The following is a 20,941-nucleotide window of genomic DNA, read 5'->3' on the forward strand; positions in this document are numbered from 1 at the left end:
TTGGCTAACTAAAGTTGGGGGAATCAATCAGCCAAAAACGGTTTGGCTAACTAAAGTTGGGGGAATCAATCAGTCAAAAACGGTTTGGCTAACTACACTAGTGGGAAGCGACCGTCCAAAATAGCCATGGCTGACAACATTTGAGGGAAGCGGCTGTCCAAAAATGTCTTGGCTACCTACATTAGGGGGAAGCGCTCCACCAAATTAGGTATAATGTAACTATCCCAAAAAGAAGTCAGGTGCTCACATGTATAAAGTCGTTAAAAAAGATGTCATCAAGGCCGACCGCTTCACGGTCATCCAGGAAAAAGTCGAAAAAAATGGGCAAATCGCCCCTTTTTCCTACGTAACCATCGGCAAGGGGATCTCCATCATCCCCTTCGTTGACAAAAAACACGTCCTGCTCCTCAAGGAATACCGCCACCCGGTCGGCAGCTGGCAGTACGAATTTCCAAGCGGCGGCATTGATGAGGGCGAAGAGCCGCTCCAAGCCGCTAAGCGCGAGCTGCTGGAAGAAACCGGCTACGAGGCGCAGGAGATCGAGCCCCTCGGTTTCACCTACCCCTCCTTTGGCTCTACCAATGAGCAGATTTTTTTATTCGCCGGCCATGTCAAAAAGCTGACCAAACCCAAACGCGAAGTCCTGGAAGAGATCAAGATGGAAATCGTCTCCGTTGACCAGCTGGAAGACTTAATTATCAATGGAAAATTCGCCCACGGCGCTGGTCTAGCCGCTTGGCTCAACTGGAAATTGCGCCACTAACTAAAAATAGCCGAATCGACCTCGATTCGGCTATTTTTTTATCGGTAAAATCTGCAATTCCTTACTAAAGTGGGTGAAGGGCTCAAAGCCTTTTTCCGTCAAAACGCCGCAGTCCTCGATCCGGACGCCTGCCACGCCCGGAACGTAGATGCCCGGCTCAATGGAAAAGCACATACCGGCTTCGAGAACCGTGTCGCTGCCCGGCTGAATGCCCGGCGCTTCGTGCACCTGCATCCCGATCCCGTGACCTAACCGGTGAGGGAAGTACTGGCCATAGCCGGCCTCCCGAATTACGCGTCTAGCCAGCTCATCGACTTTCCCGGCCGTCATCCCGGGCCGGGCACCGTCAGCCGCCGCCTGCTGGGCCTGCCGCACGGTCTCGTAGATTTGCCGCTGCTCCTCGCTGACCTCGCCATACCCCACCGTCCGGCTGACGTCTGACGCGTAGCCGCCTTTCATGAACCCCAAGTCAAAAATCACCATGTCACCCGGTGCTAGGCGCCCTTCACCCGGCAGGGCACTCACGTTAGCCGCGTTTTCCCCAATCTGGACGATCGTCGGAAAGCTCGGCTCCGCCCGCAGCCGGTACTGAATTTCCGCAGCCAGTTCGCCTTCGCTGATCCCGCTTCTGAGCGCGGCGATTCCGATTTCGATGGCCTGGTCCGCCTGGGCGCCGGCCGCCTGCAATTTGGCCACCTCATCCGGCGTCTTCAAGAGCCGTGCCTTTTTTAAAAAGTCCGTAATATCGGCCTCCATCGTGCTTCCGGGAAATTCCGCCTGCAGGGCCCGGTACCTGGCCAAAGACAGGCTGCCGCCTTCAAGCGCCCAAGTTTGCGTAGGCCAAGCCGCAATCGCCTCTTTAATCTTTTTCCACGGGCTTTCCCCATCCTGGTAAAAAGCCACCGCCCCCGGCCAGGCAAAGGAGCGCAGCTCCCCTTCATTGATGGCCGGGGCAAAAAGAAGCGCCGTCTCTTCCCGGCTGACCAAAAGGGCCATTACCCGCTCTTCCGTCCAGCTGGCATAGCCGGTCAAATAGGCAATGCTGGTCGGATCGGCCACATAGGCCAGGTCGATCCGCTCTTCTTTGAGCCAAGCAATCAATTTTTTCAGTGAATCCCGAAATTCTCCCATCTTGCCCCCTAAAAATCAAATCTTTCTATTAATTTTACCACCGAATTCGATAAGTATCATGATAAACTAAATTATGTAAGAAAGCGTTTCACTAGAAAGAGGGATCACATTGCAAATTCACAAGCTCAGATTATCCATCAGCCTCTACCTCAACTACGTGGCTCACGGCTTTGGCCTCTTGATCTTGTCCCAGAACATGACGGCGCTCGGCCAGGCCTGGTCGGCCCCGCTGAAGGTGGTTTCCTTCGTCATTTCCGGCGTCGGGATCGGCCGCCTTTTGGCCTACCTGATCACCGGCTACTTAGCAGACAAGATGAGCCGAAAGTTCTTTGTCTACCTGGGCATGGCCTGCTACCTGACCTTTGCCCTGGGCATTCCTTTTTCCAAAAATATCTACATCGCTTACGGCCTCGCCATCTTGGCCGGGATTGCCAACTCTGCCCTGGACGCCGGCAGCTACACCACCTTCGCTGAGATGGGGACCAACGGCAGCCGCGGCAACATCCTGATCAAGGCAGCCGCCTCGCTTGGCGAATTCATCCTGCCCCTCTTGGTCGCCGCCCTCCACAAGCGCGGCCTCTGGTTTGGCTATGCCTTCATGACCATGGCCGCCATCTTGATCGTGAACGCCTTTTTGCTCTTGCCCCTCAAGTTTCCCAAGGCCAATGTGGCTCCTAAAGGAAAAAAGGAGCAGGACACTGCCAAGCCGCGCCAGTGGCTGACCACCATTTGCTTTGCCCTCTACGGCTACGCCTCCATGGCCTTCATGATCTGGTTTACCCAGTGGATCACCCTTTTTGGACAAAAGCAGGGCTTCAGCTTAACCACCAGCCACCTCTTCTTGTCCTTATACAGCATCGGCTCCATCATTGGCGTCTTCTGTCTCTTTGCCCTGCTTAGCCGCGACGTGTCCAGCTACGCCATCTTGATCACCATGAACGTGATCGCCAGCTTAATGGTCCTGATCCTCTTGCTCAGCCACAATAACCTGTTATCCGAATTCGCCTCCTTCATGTTCGGCCTGACGGCAGCCAGCGGAATCATGCAAACGGCCCTGAATGCTTTCATGGAATTCTACCCAGAGCGCAAGGGGCTAGTTACCGGCGTCTTCTACTTTTTTGGCGCCATCGCCTCTTTCACCGTCCCAATCATAACTGGCATGCTATCAGACATTTCTATTAAAGCTGCCTTTGGCGGCGACCTGGTCATCGGGATCATCGCCACCTGCTTAGTTTTGCTGATTGCTTTTTCCATTAAAAAAACTCAGCGCAATTAAATAACAAGCGAATCTTTTTTCAAGGTATTAGGTGAGTGTTATACTTGGGGGGAAGAGACTAATTTATGAATTGTATATCATAACTATTGAGGTAACATATGTCTGATCAGCCTTACCATTTTTCCGAAGAAGAGAAAAAGAAATTTCAGCTTTGCCCCCTGCCCTTGATCGTTTGCCAGCTGGTAAACGGCCAATACCAGGTTCTTTTGGCATCTGATTCTTACTGTAACATGATCCATTCTGATCGCAACTCTGTTCTTGAATACCTCAACCAATCCAGCTTTAGCCGGGTCCATCCAGCCGACGTGGACAAATTGGCGGCTTTTTCGGTAGAAGCCTTCAACCACAAGGAATCGCACCTTTTTTACCGCTTGTCCATTAGCGGCGAATACCACACCCTCTTGGCCAGCGCCCAAATCATACTGGCTAAAGACCACGAAACCAAGCTCGGCATCGTGGCTTATACGGACCTAGGCTACTACCACGGCGAAGACCTGTCATACAGCTTTGACCTGCCCCATACCGACCAGATCTCCGGGCTGCCGAATTCCGACTATTTTGACAAATATGGCGACGAGTATCTTGTGAATCTTTTTGCTAAAAAAGGCTCAGCTGCCGTCGCCTATTTTGATATTGCCTCCTTGCGCTCATATAACGAGCACTACGGCTTTTTGCAAGGTAACAAGCTCATTAGAACTTGCGCCCAAACCATCAGCAAATACTTCCCAGACTGCTTGGTTATTCGCTACTTGGATGACTCTTTTTTGGCAATCGTTCCTGCCGAAAATCTGGCCAGTAAGCTGACCGCCATCAGCAAGGAAGTGGCCAGCCTGGCCGCCGACAAGGTCACTAGTCTCCGAGCCGGGGTGTACCGGCTGAACGCCAAAGATACGCTGAGCCACGCCGTTGACCGGGCCTACCTGGCCTTGCGCTATTTGGGCGAAAACCGGCAAAGGCCTTACGAGATCTACAACAAGACCATCCAAAGGTATTTTGAAAACCGCGATTACCTACTGGGACACTTTGAAGAGGCCTTGACCAAGGGCTGGCTGACGGTCAGCTACCAACCGATCTACAATATTTTTTCCAATAAGATCTGCTCCTTTGAAGCCATTTCGCGCTGGGAAAGTCCGGGTAAGCCGGTGAAAAAAGCCCGCAGCTTCGTCCCGATTTTGGAGAATAGCGGCCTGATCTACCACCTCGACCTCCACGTCTTAAGGCAGGTCTGCCAGCTGCTTAAAACCCGCCGGGCCAACAACTTGACCAATGTCCCGATTGCCATCAATTTGTCGCAAACGGACTTCCGAATTCCGAGCTTTATCGACCATATTCTCAAAATCACCCAGGAATTCCAGATCCCGCACTATTTGCTGAAGTTCGACCTTTTGGCCTTGCCAAACGATAGTGACCAGGATCTTTTGCAAAAAGGCACCTCAGCTTTGCAAAAGCACGGCTTTGAGATCTACCTTGACCGCTATGGCGGAGAAAACAGCGATCTGTCAACAGAGGCCTTGATCAACTATAATTTCAGCTCCTTAAAAATCGACCTGCGCAACCTGCCGATCAACTCGGACAAGTCCAAGATCGTGCTCACCTCGATCATCAACATGTGCCACTCGCTAAAAATTTCCCCCATCGTCAAGGGAATTGAAAATCAGGACATGTTTGCCTTCGTCAAGCCCCTGGGCGTCATGGAGGTGCAGGGGCACTATCTGTCACCCGAACTGCCCCAAGCTGAGCTGGTCCGCAGTCCTGCCGATAAGCTGGAGACGCCAGAAGAACAAGAGCTTTATGCCAGGATTAAAAAGGTCCACGCCTTTAACAACAACCTGCTGACGTCCGGCAGCTTAGCTTATTCGCCTAATTCCATTTTTATCTGGGATAATAAAAAGCTGACCTTGGTTTACTCCAACCAGGCCTTTGCCGCTTGGGTCCAGCACCTGGGCTTTAGCGATTTGGACAGCTTCGTCCACGCCTGCAACGTCACTTACACCAGCAACTACAACCACCTCTGGAACGCGGTTATCAATTGCAATCAAGAAGACAATATCGCCCAATTCGACTGGATCACCGATACCGAAGAATTCAAGGTCCGCCTGCAGCTGGTCGCTAAAACCAACAATATGGCCGCCTTTTTGTCAGACGGCTACAAGATCCGCGACCGGCCCAAGCCAATCGATTACCAGGCGATTTCGGGCATCAAGGAGGGCCTGATCAAAAAGGCGCTCCTTGAAACGACCAATGTCGGTCTGTTTTGGAAAAATCACGATTTGAACTTTTTAGGAGCCAACCAGCGCTTTTTGGACTACTTTGGCCTTGCCCTTAATGAGCTAGAGCAGAAAAAATCCCTCTTTTTAGCCGCTGATCCCCGCTTTAAGCAGATCCTGGACCAAGAAGAGCAGATCTTAAAAGACGGCGTCACCATCGACAACTACCTGGAGACCACGGTTAAGGGCCGCAAGCGCACCTTCCGCTACTTCTTGTCGCCCATCTATGATGAAAGTCAGATTTCCGGCTTAATCGGGATCGTTGTCGATGCGACAGCCAAGATGGCGGAATTAACCAGTCTCAGACAAGAGACAACCCGGGATCCATTGACCACGCTGAAGAACCGGCGCAGCTTTGACCGCGACTTTGCCTACCTGACCCAGCAAGAGCTGATGGTAATGATGATTGACGTTGACTACTTTAAGGAGTTCAATGACCAATTTGGCCACCGCTACGGGGACGAAGTCTTGAAAAAGGTTGCCACCTGCCTGCTGAAAACCTACGGGATCGGAAACTGCTACCGCTACGGCGGGGACGAGTTCATAGTCATCCAGAATTTCCATACGAGCAAGATCGTTTTAGAAAAAGATCGGCAACTCAGGCAGTTGCTCAGCCAAATTCCGATTCTTGACCTTAAATTTGACGTCAAGATCTCAGCTGGCTACGTCTATGGTCAGGCCAGCGATGAAAAAGCCATCTACGATATGATCAACCAGGCTGACTCTTGCCTTTACCAAAGCAAGGAACAAGGCAGAAACCAAATTACTGGCAAGGAATTTCACCCAGTCGCTAAACCGAAAATCGATTAAAAGCAAAAAAGAGGATTCTTTTCAGAATCCTCTTTTTTGCGTGACTATTATTTTTTTAGCTTAGCGGAGCTTGCGTTCAAACTGCTGCTCGATGCCGCACTTGAAGACCAGCACGTAGCCTAAAACCGCACCGACGCCGGCTTGCAAGCATTCAAATGGGAACTTGATCAAGGAGATGGCTGGCGTTGCGTAGACAAAGGCCCGGCCCAGGGTGTAGCCTGTGACCATGACGGCCGCCCCAAAAACGATGCCCAAAATAGTCTTTTTCCGGTCTTCTGGGGACTTGTGGGCCACGTAAGAGATGATCATGGCTTCTAGGCCGTGAGAAAAAAGGCTGACAAACATCGGCGCTGGGTAGAAGAGGGCGTCGCCCAAGAAGGCACCCACGCCCCCGACCACAAAGGCCTCAGATGGTGATAAAAGCAAGGCAGCCGCCACGATCACTACGTCGTTGAAGTAGAGGTGGCCGCCAGGAACAGGAATGCTAAAAGACGAAAGTGCCACGTTCATTGCCATCAATACGGCAACGACGGCAGTTCTTTTCATCGTCCATGATTTTGACATTGATTTTTACCTCCCTAACTTTTAGTAACTCCCATTCTATCACTGCTTTATCATTTTTTCAAAAAAGATTAATTTTCGCCCGTCAGCCGCTTGCGGCCCTGCTCCTTGCTCTGGTAGAGGTACTGGTCAGCCCGCTGCAGCATGGCGTCGAGATCTTGTGCGTTTTGCGGTACGGCGTGCACGTAGCCGCCGGACAGGCTCAGCGGGACTGCCTGGCCAAAAAGCTGACTGCCTTTCAAGTCAGCTTGCACGGCCTGAAATTTTTCCTGGAGGTCTTTTTCTGCAATTGGCCCCACCACTAAAAATTCGTCCCCGCCATAGCGATAGCAGTACTGGTCGCCATATTCCTGTTTCAAGGCTTGGGCGACCAACTTCAAGGCCTCATCCCCGGCCTGGTGGCCATAAGTGTCGTTAACCCGCTTGAAGTAATCAATGTCGGCAATCATCAAGGTGAGCTCTTGCCCGGTCAAATTGGCTCGCTCCAGCGCCCAGCGATTTTTCAGCATGGTCAAGGAATCACGCCGCGCCTCTTTTGACAGTTCGTCCAGGCGGTCTTGCTGCTGGCTGACGTCACTGAAAAAGCCGAGCAGGCCCACGATTTCGCCGTCTTGATAAATCGGCTCCTTGTAGGCGATGATGGTGCGGGACTGGCCACGGGCGACGGTCGTCCCCCAGGTAATCTGGCTCTGGCCATCTTCTAGGACTTTTTCCTCGATATTCTTGAAGCGGTCGACTTGCTCGTTCCAGCCCATCTCCTCGTCGGTTTTGCCCAATACGTCGGCCAGGCCAAGGTCGTAGTAGCGCAAAAAGTAGTCGTTGACCCCCAAAAAGCGGCGATCCCGGTCCTTCCAAAAGACGCCAAGATTTTTCGAGGCAAAAATCGTCTGCCAGAGGTCTGCTTGCGTGATCATCTTTCTTCCCTCCTCATCCTTTTTACTCTAATTTTAGCATGAAAAAAGAAAAACAGAGCACGCGGCTCTGTTTAGAGGAATATTGAGTTTTGGTTGGTAATTCTTGATTTCTTTTTTAAAATTTAAGCTAAATCTGGCCGTCTTCTTAAGGCAACCGTCTTGATGTTCAAGAGGTCCTTGGCCGTAATGTTGTGAGATACGGAGTTAGCGCCGTATGAGCCCGTACCCAAAGTCAGTGATGGCATCATGTTGTTGTAAAGGCCGCCGATCCCGCCTAAGGCAGCTGGGCTGTTGACCAGGATCCGGCAAGCTGACATGGCAAAGGCAAACTTGCGGATGACCTTGTCGTTTTTGGTGTGGATGCCAGCCGTGTGACCGCGGCCACCGTAGTTCAACAGCTCCGTGCAGATCTTGAAGGCATCGGCAGCGTTTTGGGCCTTGTAAAGGGTGAAGACTGGTGACAACTTTTCAGCTGACAGTGGGTAGTTCTTGCCCACGCCTTGGTATTCAGCAACGATTACTTGGGTGTCTTCTGGGACTTCAACGCCGCACATCTTGGCGATCGCCACAGCGCTCTTGCCGGCGATTGGGCCAGCAACCGTGCCCCGGCGTGGGTCGATGAAGTGTTCTTCAAAGAGCTTGATTTCGTCAGGCTTTAAGAAGTAGCAGTGGCGCTTTTTAAATTCGTCCTTAACTTCATCATAGATATCTTGGTCAACCACGACGGAGTTTTCTGAAGCACAGATCATCCCGTTGTCAAATGTCTTGGACAAAACGATGTCGTTAACGGCTTCCTTGATGTCGGCACTCTTTTCGATGTATGAAGGACCGTTGCCTGGGCCTACGCCTAAGGCTGGCTTGCCAGTTGAGTAAGCTGCCTTGACCATGCCGGGACCACCGGTTGCCAAAACCATTTGCACCTTTGGGTTGTTCATCAAAGCCGTAGTGGCCGTCAGGCTAGGGTGTTCGATCCACTGGATCCAGTTGTCGGGCGCGCCGGCCTTAACGGTGGCTTCCTTGATCAGCTTGGCCGTAGCCACGCAGCACTTTTGGGCTTGCGGGTGGAAGCCGAAGATGATGGTATTTTTGCTCTTCATGGCGATCATGGCCTTGAAGATAACGGTAGAAGTTGGGTTGGTGACTGGGGTAACCCCGGCAATGACGCCGATTGGTTCAGCGATCTTGATCAGACCCTCTTTTTCTTCTTCGTCAACGACACCAACGGTCTTCATGTCCTTCATGCTTTCCCAGATGGTCTTGGAAGCGTAGATGTTCTTGGTGACCTTGTCTTCGACCTTGCCTCGGCCGGTTTCTTCGACAGCCATTTCTGCCAAAGAACGCGCATTTTCTTCACCAACCTTGGCGATCACTTGGCAAAGGTAGTCAACTTGTTCTTGGGTAAAGTCGGCCATCTTCTTCAAGGCTTCATGTGATTTATTTACTAAGGTGTCAACATTTTTGTAGATTTCAGCTTCCGTTTCGGCATTCTCTGGCATGATTCTCGTCTCCTAATCTTTGTGATACATTTCTCAATTACTACTATATCAGCATTTTTAGAAAAAGAAACCCCCTAATTTTCCTTTAATTTTTGTGCACAAATAGCGTTTTTTCGGGTGGATCGGCAATGTAAACGGTGCCTTTTCTCGTACTTGTGAAGTTGATAACTTTTAGTATTTTTGTCATTTTCAAAAAGATTGCGCTTACTGTCGCAAAAATCAAAGCCTGACCAGTTTGTGGTCAGGCTTTGATTGCTTATTTTGTTGGTGGTTTCACTTTTTCGGAGGGGAGTGCAGCTACGGACTATTTTTAGCTGATCACGCCCCCCGGCATTGTAGCCACGGACTTTTTTGGCTGGTTATGCCCCCTAGCATTGCAGCCATGAACATTTTTGGCTGGTTATGCCCCCTAGCATTGCAGCCATGAACATTTTTTAACCGGTTATGCCCCCTAGCATAGCAGCCATGGACTTTTTTAGCCGGACATGCCCCCTGACATTGTAGCCATGGACTTTTTTAGCCGGACATGCCCCCTGACACTGCAACTATAGGCTTTTCCACTATTCAAATACTGTTAATTATGGCAATTTTACTCTCGGCTACCGTCTGACATGGCTTTTAGATACATGTTAATAAAATCTATTTACTTTTTTCTAAAGATTGCAATTTCCCAAAAATTTTTTGGCATTTTCGGTGTAATAACAAGTGGAGGGTAATTTAATGAACACTATCTTCAATTCATGGTTTACTTCAAAACCTGTCAACAACGAAACAACAATTCAATCAGCCAGAAAGATTGAGCAACTGCTCGACCCAAATTATGACTGCTTAAAGCAACTTTCTGGAAATAACTTGACCAGCATTCGTCATATTAATGATACGTATATCCAATACAATCTTCAGAATCAATCAAAGATCCCAGTTTTATCTGAATCACAGATGAAACAAACTGAATGTCTTCTAGCAGGAGATGCCGGAGAACGGCTAGTTGATCAAGCAGTTAGACAACTGGCATGTTCTAACAAGATCATTTTAAACAATGTCCTATTGCCCTACCAATATGGACAATATGGTGCATTTCATGATAATCAGATAGATAATTTGCTGATTACTGAAACTGGAATTTATTGTATAGAAGTTAAAACTAGAACGATTAAGGGCAACCTTTTTGACCTTAGCCAGCTAAGCACAGATATTGTCGACCAACTTGCCTTTCACAAGGAAGCAATTCTGGAAACTTTGCAGCCTGAAATCGAACTTAATCCAGCAATGATTAAGCCGATTATCGTGATCGTCAATCGGCTGGGAATTGACAATTTTAGACTTATCAATAACAGTGAACTAGAAAATGCCGGTGCTAAAGCAACTACAGTCAAATACCTAAACTTAACAATTAGCAATGATTCTGAACAATCTCTTCTTACACCAAGTCAAATCAGTCAGATCAATTTGAAAATTCGGAATCGCCGCCTTCCAGATAGAAGAACTTACCCGGATAATGTATGTTTTGTCCATAATCCTGGCCTACTCCAACAAGTAAATTTTGCACTAAAACGTAAGATCCCAATTGAACAGATTATCAGTTATCAGGTTAAGATGAATGATATTGCACTAACAGGGCTAAATAACAAACAGCAGGATTTCTTCTGGCTAATTATAGGGAAACTTTACTGTCTGGGGGATCATGAACTCACATTAACTAGGAAGGAGCTACGAGAGGCCGCAGATTATCGAAGTAAAGATAACTCTAAATTGGATAATTCTCTTAACAGATTAGCAGCTTTTATGCGCACAACTGGACTTTTTCAAAAGTCAAATTATGAATCGGGAAAACTAACTATTCAGGTAAAAAGAAACCAAATCGGCCGGTTTAACTGTTCAAACAACGATTTTATGCATTGGAATTACCAAACTTTTAAACAACTCAATACAAATACTGCCAAAACCTTGTTTAGAAAGTTTACACAATATTCCGAAGTCGGCTATTATCAAGCTTCCTTCCAAGAATTGCGGCAACTTTTAGGAATTCCCCAATCGTGCGGAAATTCCGATGTAGTTAAAGTGAAAATTGAGTTGGCACTTCAACAATTATTACCGTTTTTTAGCAATCTTAGCTATCGAGTCACTAAAAAAGGTAGATCTAACAAAATTTCAGAGATAGAATTTCGCTTTTCACCATCTAGTTTGCTTTGACTAACATGCCGGGGGGAGCGATTTTGTCAAAAAGGCCTGTGGCTACCATGTCAGGGGGCTGATTTTGTAAAAAAAGCTCATGGCTACCATGCCAGGGGGGCACAAGTTTGCTAAAAGGCTCGTGGCTACCATGCTAGGGGGCACAAGTTTGCCAAAAAGCTCATGGCTACCATGCCAGGGGGCACAAGTTTGCTAAAAAGCTCATGGCTACCATGCCAGGGGGCACAAGTTTGCTAAAGAGCTCATGGCTACCATGTCAGGGGGCACAAGTTTGCTAAAAAGCTCATGGCTACCATGTCAGGGGGCACAAGTTTGCCAAAAAGCTCATGGCTACCATATCGGGGGGCACAAGTTTGCTAAAAAGCTCATGGCTACCATGTCAGGGGGCACAAGTTTGCCAAAAAGCTCATGGCTACCATATCGGGGGGCACCGACCACCCAAAAAATCGCCGCGGCTAACAAGATTGCGGGGCACCGCACACCAAAAAAGCCGCGGCCAACCAGGCCGTAGCTAATTATCGAAATGGATTGTAGAAACGGCCACCGTCAAGCTTCCACAAGAAAGCCATCAGGGCTACCAATAAAATCGCAAAGACCAGGGTCAGCCAGTCATTCCGCTTAAACGGCTGCGAGGTGTACCAGGTCCGCTTTTTCTTTGAGCCAAAACGGCGCAACTCCATCGCCGTCGAAATGACGGTGATCCGGTCCAGACTGGATAAGATCAAGGGCATGACGATGTTGATCGTCCCCTTGGCCCGGGCCTTCAACTTGGCCTTTTTGGAAATTTCATTTCCCCGGGCCTGCTGCGCATGGGAGATCGCCCAGTAGCTCTCCTGGATGTCCGGAATGTAGCGCAGAGCCAAGGAGAAGGCGTAGGCGAAGCGGTAGCTGATCCCGATCTGGTTCAGACTCGACGCAAACTGACTCGGGTTGGTTGTGATCAAGAACAAGATCGCGATCGGCACCGCGCAGACGTACTTGAGCATCAGGTTGAAGAGGTAAAAAAGCTCCTCGCTCGTAATCGTCAGCCAGCCGCTCCCAAACAAGACGTGCTTGATCCCGTAGAGGTCTGCCCCGTAAGACGGCTGAAAAAGCAAAACCAGCACCAGGTTCAAAACGGCAAAAATGATGATCAGGTTCACGACAACCGAAACCTGCTTCCACTTAACATGCGAGACCTTGAACAGGATCAAGGACAAAACGCACATCAAGAGCAAAAAGCGGGTGTCGTAGGTCATCATGCAGGCCACCGACGTAATGATCAAGAACAAGAGCTTGGTTGTGGCGCTCAAGCGGTGGATGAAGGTATTACCTGGCGTATAGCCCAGCACTGCATTATTCATGTTCTGCCTCCAATCTCGCCCGCTCGTAGCCGACAAATTTTTCCGTAAAGTCCTCTGGGTCTGGCAAGTGGTAAAAATCTGCCAGCTGGTAGAGGCTCACCTGCCGCAGCGACGCTTCCTCCACCAATTTTTCATCGGTCAAGAGCTTGATCGGGCTGGTATCTGCAATCAGCTGCCCCTTGGCAAAGACCAGGGACCGGTCCGTATATTCCAGCATCAGGTGCATGTCGTGGGTGATGATCATGATCGTCTTGCCTGATTCGTTGAGCTTTTTCAAAAAAGACATGATTTCCGTATAAGTCTTCCAGTCCTGACCGGCCGTTGGCTCATCCAAGATGATCAAGTCGGGCTCCAAGACCAAAATAGCCGCAATCGTCACCCGCTTCTTTTGCCCAAAGCTAAGCGCCGCGATTGGCCAGTTGCGGAAAGGATACAAGCCGCAGACCTTGAGGGCCTGGTAGACCCGCTCTTTGACTTCTTCTTCAGGCACCTGCCGCAAGCGCAGGCCCAACGCGACTTCGTCAAAAATCATGGTCTGACTGATCATCTGGTTGGGGTCCTGCATGACGTAGCCGATCTTGTCGGCCCGCTCTTTGATGGAATAGCCTGCCAGATCCTCGCCCTTCCAAGAGATCGTTCCTTCGCTTGGCAAAAAGCCGCAGATCAACCGGCACAGGGTAGTCTTGCCCGCCCCGTTTTGCCCAACAACCGAGATAAAGTCGCCCTGGTTGATCGTCGCCGTCACGCCCTTAAGCGGGTACTTTTGTTCAGGACTGTACTGGTGGCCAGCGCCGTCCAAGGTCAAGAGTGCATCCCCAGACGCCGGTTTAGCCAGCGGTGCGTAGCTTTCCTGCCAGGCCAAAAGCTTTTCCCGGATTGCCGGGTCATCTTGAGGCAATTTTTCTAGCGGGGCCAATCGCGGCAAAGCAGTCACGTCCACCCCGGCCACCTTCAAGGCGTCTAAATAAAGGGGCTCGCGCACGCCGGCTTGCTCCAGCAAGTTCTGCTTAAGCAGGTCATCCGTCTTTTGGTCGGCGATGATCTTGCCATCGTCAACCAAAACGATCCGGTCCACTTCCTGGGTCAAGACTTCTTCCAGCCGGTGCTCGATGATGATGATGGTTGCCCCGTACTTTTTCTGCATTTGATCGATCAAGCGCATGGTCTGGTAGCCCGCCGCTGGGTCCAAGTTGGCCAGCGGTTCGTCAAACAGCAAAATCGGCGATTCGTCTACCAAGACCCCGGCCAAGGCAACCCGCTGCTTTTGCCCGCCAGACAGACTCTGAGGCGCCTGGGTCAGCAGGTCGCTCAAGCCCAATTCGCCAGCCCAGTGAGCGACGGTCTTTTTCATCTCATCTTGAGGCACGCAGTCGTTTTCCAGGGAAAAAGCAATGTCCTCGCCCACCGTCAGGCCGATGAACTGGGCATCGGTATCCTGCAAAATGGTCGACGTCGTAAAAGACAAGGCAAAAAGGTCAGTCTGACTGATGTCTTTGCCATCAATCAAGCACTGACCTGTGATCGTTCCCTTATCCAAATTTGGAATCAAGCCGTTGATGCACTTGCCTAAAGTCGACTTGCCAGAGCCCGATGGCCCAGCAAGCAGCACTTTTTCGCCTTTTGCAATTTCGAGGTTGATCTCATGCAAGGTTGGTTCTTGCTGACTGTCGTACTGAAAAGAAAAATCTCTAAATTCAATGAGGCTCGTCATAGTCACTTCCTTAATCCTTGTGGAGGCTGCCCTTCTTAATGCGGCTGCCAGCGTAGAGCTTGAGCAGGATCGTCCCCAAAACGGCAATCGTCAAGCCGTCCATCAAAGTGGTTACGCCCGCTTGGGCAAAAACCTTAGCAGCTGGTTCGCTGTTCAAGACCATGTCGCCAAAAGCCCCCAAGAGGAACCAAACGACCGCGTTAGCAGCGAATTGGACCACGTTAAAGATCACCATTTCCTTGCCAGAGAATTCGCCCTGGTTCAGGTTGACCTTCAAAGCGTAAAGGCCGATGAAAAAGCCCAAGAAACCGGCAGCGAAGTTCCAGTTCCACCAGGTTTGCCCGTACATGATGAAGTCGAGCAAGACGTGGCCGATAAAACCGACGCCAAAGCCAACAACTGGCCCATAGATCATGGCAATCATGGCCAAGAAGGCGTAAACCAGTTCAAAGTTGGTGTTGGGCACCCCACTTGGGATGGAGGCAAAACGGCCAACGATGACGAAAACGGCTGAGCCAATCCCCAAGGCCGCAATATTTTTAGGACTTAAATTCCACATATCTTTGTTCATGATTTTACTACTCCCATTTTTTGTAAAAAATCTTAACTACTTAACCTTGCTGACCTTAACCTGCCAGTCGGTCCCGGTGCCGATGTGATGGACGGCGGAGAAGGATTCCTGGTTCAAGGCAATGCCGACGTTGACCAAAGAATTGATGTAAACCAAAGGCTGGCCCAGGTTGACTTCCGCAAAAGATCTAACGAACGGAATTTGTTCTTGGTAAACGGCCACGTTTTGGTGCAAGATGGTGACCAAAAGCTTGTCGCCCCGCTCAATTTCCAATTCTTTCACTAGCTTAAGCGGAATGTTGGTCCAAAGAGAACCAAAGCGAACGTCCAGCACGTCGACCGTCCCGACCGCCGTGTCGCCTTGAAGACGCGGTTCAATGACTGGCAGGATCACCATGCTGTCGACTGGCACTTCTTCGCCCAAGTCTTCAAAAGCCACCTGACCGCTAGCCAGCATGGCCCCATTATAAGCGTAGACGTCCCGACCATGGAAGGTGTTGCTTTCTTGTGAGTGCGGCAGACGGTTCTTATTTTCATCGATCACCCGCACGCTGTCAACGCCTTGGTACTTATAAATGTGGGTCAAAGTCCCATTGTCTGGCGTAATCACGTAGTGGCCATCCGTCGTCTTGACCGCGATGGACCGTCTAGCAGAGCCGACGCCTGGGTCAACGACGGAAACGAAGACCGTGTCCTTTGGCCAATATTGAATGGTTTGGTACAGCCGGTAAGAGGCGTTCCAAATATCGTAAGGTGGAATTTCATGCGTCAGGTCTGAAACAGTTAAGTCGCCAGCCACCGTGTGGGCTACCCCGTGCATGGCGCTGACCGCCCCATCGACGAGGCCGAAGTCTGTTTGCAAGACCAGCATTTTGTTAAAAGTCATTGAGTCACCTTTTAAGCTTTCTAATTTTTAATATCTATCTAATATACACGCATAGCTAGTCCTTGTCAAGCAGGTCATTCGGAATTGACAATTATTTCACGAAAAAAATAGCCCTAATCACGCCATGGTTAGAGCTATTTCTTAACTAAGTTTTTTACTGTTTATCAATTATTTGGCATTAGCCTGCTTTCTTTTTTCATGGAAGTAGCAAAAGCCGCCAAAGAAGATTGCCCACAGGCTGGCCAGCGTTGCCCCAAAGACGTCTGCGGGAACAAAGAAGAGGCTAAAGAAGATGGCCGTGAAGAAGAGAATGGTCAAAGGGCTCGTTACCTCATAAGCCGGCATCATAAAGCCGTTGGCCAAGAAGTCATTTGACTGCCGATACTTGCGGTGGGCAACCAGGGACAGAACGTAAACCAAAATGTAGATGTCACTGGTGGCCCCAGCAACCATGTTGAAGGCCTGACTAGCCGTATTAGAGAAACTCAAGATTGGCGCAATCAGGATAAACAGAACTGAAATCATGATCCCGCGAGCCGGCACCCCATTAGGGGAAATTTTGGCAAAATTTTTCTTCAGCTGAGAGTTTTTGCTAGCTTCTTCAGCCAACTGGAAGAAGTGACGGCCGGCTGAAAAAATTCCGGAATTTAATGATGATGCGGCACTGGTTAAGACCACGAAGTTCAAAACGGAAGCTGCCGTTGAAAAACCCGCTAACTGGAAAACCTGGACAAAGGGACTGCTGTTAGCAGAAACGGACTTCCAAGGAACCACGCACATGATCACCGACAAGGTACCAATGTAAAAAAGCAAAATCCGGAGCAAGGTTTCGTTGACGGCCTTTTTTATCACCTTGTGGGGGTTCTTGGCTTCCCCAATCGTGATCGTCACAAATTCGATCCCGGCAAAGGAGAAGAAAACCATCGGAAAGGCTGAGAAGAAGGCATATGGCCCCTTCGGCGTCAAAGAAAAGTTTTTGGTAAAGTTGGATAAGGACGCATAGCCAACCGGCGTTTTAGCGTGAATCATCACCAGGTAAATCCCGGTCAAGATCATGGAAATAATGGCGATGATCTTAATCATGGCAAACCAAAATTCCGTTTCACCAAAAAGTCGCGCTGCCGTCAAGTTGAGCAAGGTCAAGGCTGCCAAAAAACAGACTTCCACCAGCCAAAGCGGTGCGTGCGGGAACCAGTACTGAAAGTAAGTCCCCACCGCGGTCAATTCTGCCATGCAGGCAAAAAGGATCCCGATCCAATAAGACCAGCCGGCAAAGTTGCCAGCCGCATTGCCTAAATACTTAGTGATAAATGATACAAAGGTATGGTGATCCGGGTCAGCGTAGAACATTTCCCCAAGGGCTCTCAACATGAAGAAGAAAAAGAGTCCCATGAAACCATAAACCAAAATCACCGATGGGCCAGTGGCAGAAATGGTGCTGCCCGCCCCTAAGAAGAGCCCGGTACCAATCGTCCCGCCGATGGCAATCATCTGCACATGGCGGTTTGACAAGGAACGGACGGTGCCGTCTGCGTTTTCAACTTCCTTAGCCATAAATTGTCTCCTATCCAAAATTAAAGCAAGATGAATTTATCATTATTTTCATAATAATTTAAATAGAGACAAAAGTAAAGCTTTTTAACTAAATCTCAATTAATACTCTTGGTTAGGATAGAATTCGATCGGATTTTGCTTATTGACGCTTAAGGCCTTTGAACTGTACAGCTTCTTCTTCTTTAAAAAGGCAACAGTCTTCGTATAGCTGGCATAAACTGGATAAGAAACTTTGCGCTTTTTGCCATTTTGCCGCCAAGAAACATCTACCTGGCCAATCGGCTTTTTACTGTAAGCCAAATTATAGTCCCACTGGTTCAGGTCAGCCAGATAGGCTTGTTTAAATTCTTGGTAAAGCTGGCCATCTTGCCGTTGAATGGTTTCTTCACCATTCCTGTAGCTAAAGGTTACGCTATCGAGGTGATTTTGAATGGCAGCATCATGGTAGATTGGGAAAAAGCCCTTCTTAAAGGCGGAAGTTTGGCTGACTCCTTCAAAGTAAGTCTTTAAATCGCTGCGCTTAACATAGTAGCTGCGAGCCTTAATCTTGCCGTTTTTCAGCCGGTAAACAAATGACAGCATTTCACTTCCCGAGTGATCGCTATTGTAATCGTTGCGCTCAACAATGGTGTTTTCTGCACCCTTTTTAGCTAAAGTTAACAGCTGACTAGTTGCCGGCAGCTTCATGTAGACTTTAGCGTAGCTTTCAGCATCGGTCTCATTATTTCCCAGGTAATAATTTGAATAGCTGCCCTCAGAAGTAGCGACAGCAACGCTGGCAAGCTGATCTTTACTTGGTACCCAGATATCATATTGGTGCCCGCCAAATCTAAGACCAAGAAAGGCGCCAATCCCCAGCACTACGAGAATTGTACTTTCAGCAAAATGGTTCTTCCAAGCAATGATGTCAAACTTAAAAATGATCTCCAAGATAAAGGCCATCAAGAAGCCAACAATAATTGCCCCCAACACGCCGCCAATTACAGAGTTGCTAGTCATGGAGTAGACCATCAGGGCCCCGATGGTACTTGCTAACAGCACCGTAACAATTTTTACGGCTTGCTTGATCCAGTCATAGACTATTGCAGTTCCGGCCAGTTCATTCTTCCGGTGCTGGTAAGCGTAGTACGCTAATAATAAATACACAAGCGTCAACAGCAGGTTCATCAACATTCCGCCATAATTTGGCTGGTAACCAGAGGAAAAACATTGAGACCAAGGATTAGTAAAGGCTGTCCAGGTATGGGACTCGCCGTCTCCAGTAACCGTAAAAATGGAGTAAAAGGAATTGACCACCATCATGATGACCCATTCCAGGGTGGAGAAGAAAATCGTTCCTAGCATGGCAATTGCGGTGTTGCCTGTAAGCAGCATGGCTAAACTGGTAATTGCATAAAAAGCCGTAAAGACTAGAATATTCCCTAATACGGATCCCCAAACTTGACCATTAGCAATTAGGCTAACGCCCGTAGTTGCCGTGATTACCAAGCCTAAGAAGACAAAAATTACGTAAGGAACTACAAAAGACACCAGGTTATTGAGCACTAAGCTGTTAAAGCGGCTCTTTCTGGTAATTGGCTGACTTTCGTAAAAGTCGACCTGTCTTGGAACATGCAAGTAATGGAAAGTTGAAGCACCAAAATAGACGCCAATTAGGCCAATCACCACGCTAATTACCGCATTTGCATTGGTGAAGTAAGCCATGTAGGTCTTGACCGAAACTGTGTCATCGTGATCATTCAAGAAGAATAAAATCGGAATAAAGACATAAATGATACTCAACACAACCAACATGATCGCAATCGGCAGTTTCCGGCGCTTGGTTATTTCTTTTTGCGACAATTTATTTAAGGATGAGTTTTCTGGTGTCATAACCTACCGCCTCCGCTTCTGCAATAAAGATTTCTTCCAGGGTCAATGGCAAGACTTCAAAGAAGGTCATTGGTACATGGTCAAAGACTGCTTCGACCTCGCTGCGTTCGCCGCGAACCACAAAGGTGTGCAGGCGCCCGCGAGTCGTATGGTCAACCACATGCAATTTATCAATGACTTCTGCCAAATCATCATCATTTTTGAAGACGCACTGCAATTTTTGAATTTCGAGCTTCATGTCAGCTAAGTCTTCTGATAACAAAAGGCCGCCGCTGTGCAAAAAGCCAATATGATCGCAGATGTCTTCCAGTTCCCGCAAGTTGTGGGAAGCAATGATTGGCGTCAGCTGCCGGCGATCCATGTCTTCAGCAAACAAACTCTTCATGCTCTGCCGCATGACTGGGTCCAGACCGTCAAAAACTTCGTCTAAGAGCAGGTACTTGGTATTGGCACACAAGCCCAAGAGGATCGCCAATTGCCGCTTCATGCCCTTAGAAAACTCGCTAATGCGCCGCTTAGGATCAAGGCCAAAGTCCGCTAAAAGCGTCTTAAACCGGTCCATTTCAAATCCTGGATAAATGGTCTGGTAGTACTTGGCCATCATCAGCGGATTGGCATTAGGGAAAAAGTACGGATCATCGGCAATAAAACACAGCTTGCTTTTAGCAGCAGGGTTATCATAAACCGGTTGACCGTCGATCATGATCGTCCCAGTATCAGCCTTCAAAATCCCTGACAGCATCCGCAAAAGCGTACTCTTCCCGGCACCGTTGGTCCCAATCAAGCCAAAAACCCGATCTTCCTCGATCGTTAGGTTTAAGCCTTTGATGGCGGCTACTTGGCCATAATTCTTGTTTAAAGCATCAATCTCGATCATCTTCTTCAGCCTCCTCCAAGGCCGCAGTAAACAGTTCCTGCGGGTCCAGGCCCAAGTCCTGGATCTCTTTAATTAACTCTTTCATTTTCCCCTTCAGCTCATCTTTCTTTTGGTCGATCAAGGAGTCGTTTTCTCTGACAAAATTGCCTCGCCCCTTGACACTGTACAAATAGCCTTCTCTTTCCAGCATGGCATAAGCCTTCTGGACGGTGTTTGGATTAGTCGATAGCTCCATGGCTAATTTGCGCACCGATGGCAGCTTTTCATTAGGGGCCAAAACCCCAGTCAAAATCAGCTGCTTATAACGACTGGCAATCTGCTCATAGATCGGCCGACTGTCCAAGTAATCAATAAAGTCCACAGCGCTCCTCCCTTCCGGTCTGTTCTTACTGTACTATAGATTCTAATACAGTTTAAACGGAAAAGCAAGCAGCAACAAAAAGATAATAGAAAAACAAAAAAAGCAGACTTACGTCTGCTTTTGATACGGTCCATGCGGGATTTGAACCCGCGATCTCCTCCGTGACAGGGAGGCGAGATAGACCACTGCTCCAATGGACCAACTATTCAATTATGCCCTAAGGCGATGACCCGTACGAGATTTGAACTCATGTTACCGCCGTGAAAGGGCGGTGTCTTAACCACTTGACCAACGGGCCGAGATGGAGGATATAGGGCTCGAACCTATGACCTCCTGCTTGTAAGGCAGATGCTCTC

The 20,941-nt window shown here is 48.9% G+C and carries 15 protein-coding genes, 2 tRNA genes and 1 pseudogene; 4 read left to right on the plus strand and 14 right to left on the minus strand.

The features are described from left to right. The first annotated feature begins 247 nt into the window (after nucleotides 1–247). Nucleotides 248–763, plus strand: coding sequence for an NUDIX domain-containing protein (locus ACI4WN_RS07840; RefSeq protein ID WP_439777705.1), 516 nt, complete (start codon nucleotides 248–250; stop codon nucleotides 761–763). Between the two features lie 30 nt (nucleotides 764–793). Here ACI4WN_RS07840 and ACI4WN_RS07845 read toward each other — a convergent pair whose 3' ends face one another. Continuing rightward, a complete protein-coding gene (locus ACI4WN_RS07845) occupies nucleotides 794–1,894 on the minus strand; it encodes a M24 family metallopeptidase (RefSeq protein ID WP_439777706.1) in 1,101 nt (366 codons plus the stop codon). A 109-nt stretch (nucleotides 1,895–2,003) separates the two neighbouring features. Here ACI4WN_RS07845 and ACI4WN_RS07850 point away from each other — a divergent pair, with 109 nt between their 5' ends. Both ACI4WN_RS07850 and ACI4WN_RS07855 read left to right on the plus strand, forming a co-directional pair. Beyond that, nucleotides 2,004–3,170 carry an MFS transporter gene (locus ACI4WN_RS07850; protein WP_439777707.1) on the plus strand — a complete coding sequence of 389 codons (1,167 nt, stop codon included), beginning with the start codon at nucleotides 2,004–2,006 and terminating at the stop codon, nucleotides 3,168–3,170. A 98-nt stretch (nucleotides 3,171–3,268) separates the two neighbouring features. Continuing rightward, nucleotides 3,269–6,247 (plus strand): bifunctional diguanylate cyclase/phosphodiesterase, encoded by a 2,979-nt coding sequence (locus ACI4WN_RS07855; RefSeq protein WP_439777708.1) that lies wholly within the window; start codon nucleotides 3,269–3,271, stop codon nucleotides 6,245–6,247. A gap of 60 nt (nucleotides 6,248–6,307) precedes the next feature. Here ACI4WN_RS07855 and ACI4WN_RS07860 read toward each other — a convergent pair whose 3' ends face one another. The 3 genes and pseudogenes from ACI4WN_RS07860 to ACI4WN_RS07870 form a co-directional block, all read right to left on the minus strand. Continuing rightward, complete coding sequence (locus ACI4WN_RS07860) at nucleotides 6,308–6,811, minus strand: ECF transporter S component (protein WP_439777709.1); 504 nt, start codon at nucleotides 6,809–6,811, stop codon at nucleotides 6,308–6,310. 68 nt (nucleotides 6,812–6,879) lie between these two features. Beyond that, complete coding sequence (locus ACI4WN_RS07865; RefSeq protein ID WP_439777710.1) at nucleotides 6,880–7,722, minus strand: sensor domain-containing diguanylate cyclase; 843 nt, start codon at nucleotides 7,720–7,722, stop codon at nucleotides 6,880–6,882. Nucleotides 7,723–7,862: 140 nt separating this feature from the next. Further along, nucleotides 7,863–9,218, minus strand: a pseudogene (locus ACI4WN_RS07870) (aldehyde dehydrogenase family protein); the annotation flags it as partial. 720 nt (nucleotides 9,219–9,938) lie between these two features. Between ACI4WN_RS07870 and ACI4WN_RS07875 the strand changes: the two are divergent. Then, the gene (locus tag ACI4WN_RS07875; RefSeq protein WP_439777711.1) at nucleotides 9,939–11,411 is read left to right on the plus strand and encodes an NERD domain-containing protein; all 1,473 of its coding nucleotides are present in this window, start codon (nucleotides 9,939–9,941) and stop codon (nucleotides 11,409–11,411) included. Nucleotides 11,412–11,926: 515 nt separating this feature from the next. Here ACI4WN_RS07875 and ACI4WN_RS07880 read toward each other — a convergent pair. The 10 genes from ACI4WN_RS07880 to ACI4WN_RS07925 form a co-directional block, all read right to left on the minus strand. After that, complete coding sequence (locus ACI4WN_RS07880) at nucleotides 11,927–12,754, minus strand: energy-coupling factor transporter transmembrane component T family protein (protein WP_439777712.1); 828 nt, start codon at nucleotides 12,752–12,754, stop codon at nucleotides 11,927–11,929. Further along, nucleotides 12,747–14,465 carry an ABC transporter ATP-binding protein gene (locus ACI4WN_RS07885; RefSeq protein WP_439777713.1) on the minus strand — a complete coding sequence of 573 codons (1,719 nt, stop codon included), beginning with the start codon at nucleotides 14,463–14,465 and terminating at the stop codon, nucleotides 12,747–12,749. Before ACI4WN_RS07885 ends, ACI4WN_RS07880 begins: the two co-directional genes overlap by 8 nt. Before the next feature lie 10 nt (nucleotides 14,466–14,475). Further along, complete coding sequence (locus tag ACI4WN_RS07890) at nucleotides 14,476–15,036, minus strand: ECF-type riboflavin transporter substrate-binding protein (protein WP_439777714.1); 561 nt, start codon at nucleotides 15,034–15,036, stop codon at nucleotides 14,476–14,478. A 36-nt stretch (nucleotides 15,037–15,072) separates the two neighbouring features. Next, entirely contained in the window at nucleotides 15,073–15,921 is an 849-nt protein-coding gene (locus tag ACI4WN_RS07895) for an SAM hydrolase/SAM-dependent halogenase family protein (protein WP_439777715.1), read from the minus strand. A gap of 168 nt (nucleotides 15,922–16,089) precedes the next feature. Further along, on the minus strand, nucleotides 16,090–17,475 hold the full coding sequence (locus ACI4WN_RS07900; RefSeq protein WP_439777716.1) for an amino acid permease: 1,386 nt from the start codon (nucleotides 17,473–17,475) through the stop codon (nucleotides 16,090–16,092). Between the two features lie 99 nt (nucleotides 17,476–17,574). Further along, nucleotides 17,575–19,347, minus strand: a complete 1,773-nt coding sequence (locus tag ACI4WN_RS07905) for a DUF6449 domain-containing protein (RefSeq protein WP_439777717.1) — start codon at nucleotides 19,345–19,347, stop codon at nucleotides 17,575–17,577. Beyond that, nucleotides 19,319–20,224 carry an ABC transporter ATP-binding protein gene (locus ACI4WN_RS07910; RefSeq protein WP_439777718.1) on the minus strand — a complete coding sequence of 302 codons (906 nt, stop codon included), beginning with the start codon at nucleotides 20,222–20,224 and terminating at the stop codon, nucleotides 19,319–19,321. The genes ACI4WN_RS07905 and ACI4WN_RS07910 overlap by 29 nt, the downstream gene beginning before the upstream one ends. Continuing rightward, nucleotides 20,211–20,585: a GntR family transcriptional regulator gene (locus ACI4WN_RS07915; RefSeq protein WP_439777719.1), complete on the minus strand. Its 375-nt coding sequence runs from the start codon at nucleotides 20,583–20,585 to the stop codon at nucleotides 20,211–20,213. Before ACI4WN_RS07915 ends, ACI4WN_RS07910 begins: the two co-directional genes overlap by 14 nt. 126 nt (nucleotides 20,586–20,711) lie before the next feature. Continuing rightward, nucleotides 20,712–20,785: transfer RNA gene (locus ACI4WN_RS07920), tRNA-Asp, on the minus strand. 26 nt (nucleotides 20,786–20,811) lie between these two features. Further along, nucleotides 20,812–20,883, minus strand: a tRNA-Glu gene (locus ACI4WN_RS07925). Nucleotides 20,884–20,941: the final 58 nt, after the last annotated feature.

This window comes from Lactobacillus sp. (assembly GCF_051893255.1).
Classification (GTDB): domain Bacteria; phylum Bacillota; class Bacilli; order Lactobacillales; family Lactobacillaceae; genus Lactobacillus.